Source organism: uncultured Bacteroides sp. (assembly GCF_902491285.1).
Classification (GTDB): domain Bacteria; phylum Bacteroidota; class Bacteroidia; order Bacteroidales; family Bacteroidaceae; genus Bacteroides.
Genome location: NZ_CABUHK010000168.1, coordinates 1 through 3,305, shown reverse-complemented (window position 1 = coordinate 3,305; position 3,305 = coordinate 1). Strand labels below are relative to the sequence as shown.

Annotated in this window: 2 protein-coding genes; one reads left to right on the top strand and one right to left on the bottom strand. The window is 38.7% G+C overall.

From position 1 onward, the window contains the following. Nucleotides 1-439: 439 nt before the first annotated feature. Complete coding sequence (gene dinB / locus RDN93_RS21860) at nucleotides 440-1,531, bottom strand: DNA polymerase IV (RefSeq protein WP_308747415.1); 1,092 nt, start codon at nucleotides 1,529-1,531, stop codon at nucleotides 440-442. 216 nt (nucleotides 1,532-1,747) lie between these two features. Here dinB and RDN93_RS21855 point away from each other — a divergent pair, with 216 nt between their 5' ends. Beyond that, entirely contained in the window at nucleotides 1,748-3,169 is a 1,422-nt protein-coding gene (locus tag RDN93_RS21855; RefSeq protein ID WP_308747414.1) for a DUF4419 domain-containing protein, read from the top strand. The last annotated feature ends 136 nt before the right edge of the window (nucleotides 3,170-3,305 follow it).

Here is a 3,305-nt window from a genome sequence, read left to right as displayed (position 1 = left end):
TTCGTCTGCCGCTTTCTGCAGCATATTGCGTTCGGTATATGCGTTTGCCTTGAAAGAAAGACTTCCCAAAGCTGCTACCAGAAAAACACAAAGCAAATGTTTCATTCGAGTCATGGTATTTTCATTCATTTAAGTATTGCAAAGATAGTGTATCTGATAAAAAATGAGGTGAGCAAATCATACGAACCTAATGACAAAAAAGTACATACTTCAAAATTTGTACTCATAATTGCTTCATTTTAAGCTTTTAGGTTATAGAATAATCGATTTCACTCATATTTAAACAGAGATTTCTTCTCAAAATACAGAGATTCCGTTCCAAGAAAACAGAGGTGCAATTTTAGCTAAACAGCGGCTCTGTCTTCCTTAAACAGAGCCTCTGTTTAGTCCAAATAAAGGCTCTATTTTGACATCCTGTTCTCTTCCCGTTTTTCATACCTTAATCCCAATCGCTAAATTCAAAACTCAACTGTTCCCAAACACCGTGTTGCTCATCGGCTTCTTCTTTCGGATTGGAGACAGAAAGCCCGATGAGACGGATTGGATGTTGTTCATATTCCACACTTTTAAGCAGTTCCTTGGCAAGCGGGAGTACCCGGTCTAAGGTAGTCAGTTCCTGCGATTGAGTAAGGCTTCGGGTGATCTGGCTAAAATCATGAAACTTAATTTTCAAGGTAAGCGTGTTTCCTTTGAAGTCTTTTCGCTGGAGACGTTCAATCAGTTCTACTGCAACGTGATATAATTCGATTATGACCGATGAACGGGCCGAAATGTCCCGTTCCAATGTACGTTCACAGCCGATAGATTTACGAATACGAATTGCTTCGACAGGGCGTTCGTCAATGCCTCGCGAACATTCATAATACAGCGTACCTGCTTTTCCAAAATGACCAGTCAGCATTTCAAGAGAACATTTCCGTAGTTGAAGTCCGTTGTGGATACCCAGCAAATGCATCTTCCTGGCAGTCACAGGTCCCACTCCCCAGAAAGATTCAATAGGAAGACAGGCGATAAAATCAAGAGCTTGTTCCGGGTGAATAGTACATAAGCCGTCCGGTTTGCGATAGTCCGAAGCTATTTTAGCTAAAAATTTATTATAAGATACTCCGGCAGAGGCAACAAGGTTGAGTTGCTCGCGAATCTTCCGCTTTATTTCCTTGGCTATATCCACAGCTAGGGAAATATCTTTCTTGTTTTCAGTAACATCCAGAAAAGCCTCATCCAAAGACAGAGGTTCGATGAGGTCTGTATATTCGTGGAAAATCTCATGTATCTGACGGGAAACGGATTTATAAACATCCATCCTGCCAGGTACAAAAATGAGTTGGGGACAAAGTCGCTTCGCCTTTTGCGAAGCCATAGCGGAACGGACACCGTAACGCCGGGCTTCATAGCTAGCAGCAGCCACGACTCCCCTCTCTTCTGCATGACCTACCGCTAAAGGCTTGCCACGAAGTTCTGGATTATCACGCTGTTCTACAGAGGCATAGAAGGCATCCATGTCGATATGTATAATCTTTCTCTGCGTCATTGTTTAGGATTAGCAGAGCAAACTTACTATAAATTCCTGAATAAATCCTGCTTATCGGTTCAAGAAATAATATGCTTATGATTTTTATAGATATAAGTCAAAAAAACATTCAATATCTTGTCAAAGACAGTTCTTATAATATTATATTTGCATATCGTCTATTCAAAATATAGAGGTAGTTAATAAGTTTGTGCCACCATACAACTCTTTAAGATTATGAAAAACACATTATTTTGCTTATTCATATTTTGCAGTGTTTCCACATTCGCTCAAAATGGTGGAATCACTTTTAAGGTCGAAAAGCTTTCAAAGCCTGAAGAATTACTTCATCTACACTCCCCGAATGAAATTTACGAAAGTCTTATATTATCAGATATGAACATAGAGCCTTATGAGATAAAAAAGAAGAATATCGAGGTTCCTTATCATATCATTGCAAAGAGCGAATCTCCCGACAGTCTCGTTTCTTTTGGCCCTAATTCTTTTTTCAACGGTATGTATCAGGCTTATGCGGATCACAGGCCATTTGTATTGTCCCCGGATATGATTTGGCTATTAATCAGCCAGGGATTTGCACGGCATATCAATGCCAATCAGGAATCTATGAGAAATGAGCTTGTTGATTTCTCCGGCAAACTATCCTTAATTGTGAGAGAAGATAAAAAACTGGAGGACCCTACTCTTTCATGGGAAAAAATCTTTCCGCAATTTACTGAACAAATATCCCAATATGCCGGCAAACATCTGACCGAACTTCTCACCTGCAATTTCTCAACGACTACCTCTTTAGAGAAAGTTGCTTCCGAAATAACAATCATGGAAGCTGTAAAACCTTACTTTGAGTTTATAATCATACGCATTGTCTGTGGAATACCTGAAATAACTCTCGAAGGAACACCGGAGGACTGGGAAAAACTACTGCACAAAGCCAAAGGATTGAAAGAATATAAACTCGAATGGTGGATTTCTGAACTGGAACCTCTTTTGGAAGAATTCGTCAAAGCATCCAAAGGGGAGGTTAATAAGGACTTTTGGCGCAATATGTTTAAATATCATTCACAGAAACGATATGGAGCCCCAAACATTATTGATGGATGGATCGTGAAGTTTTTCCCTTATGATAAGGAAGGGAAAAGAAATAATCTGAAACAGCTAGAAGGCACAAATTGTCTCCCTGATGAAATAGTGAAGGTAGATGTAAAGTATCTGGAAGTATATAGCAATGCTGTCAAAGAAACTCCATTAGAATTCTGGGCAGGCTTCATCGGATTAGAACAAAATAATAAGACTTTTGCTCTGCGACCGCAAATCGGCTGGATGATCAGGAAAAAAGATGTTAACAAGGAGGGATTAAAAAGTAAATTGAGTGCTGATTCTCAAAATGCAGGCTGGGGAAGCGGCATCAATATCAGAGTAAAAGAATTTCCGGCTGTACTGTTGGAACTCAAAGAAATAAAAAGGCTGGATATCCAATTTATCGATACAATCAATATACCGGACGAAATATCAAAGATAAAAATCGGATCGTTGAGTTTATATGGAAAGATTACTAAAGAGGGAATAGAACGTATTAAAAGATTATTGCCTGATACGGATATAAAAATAAATGGTTCGCAAGAGGTAATAAAATCCCATTGATACCCCCATCATAAAAGAACACTCAATATTACTTTTGCAATATTGAGTGTTCTTTTTATAAATACTAATAATTAGTATAAAGTGGAGCTGGAGGGAGTCTCTCGAACCTTTTTATAAAATATCATAATCTATCAAA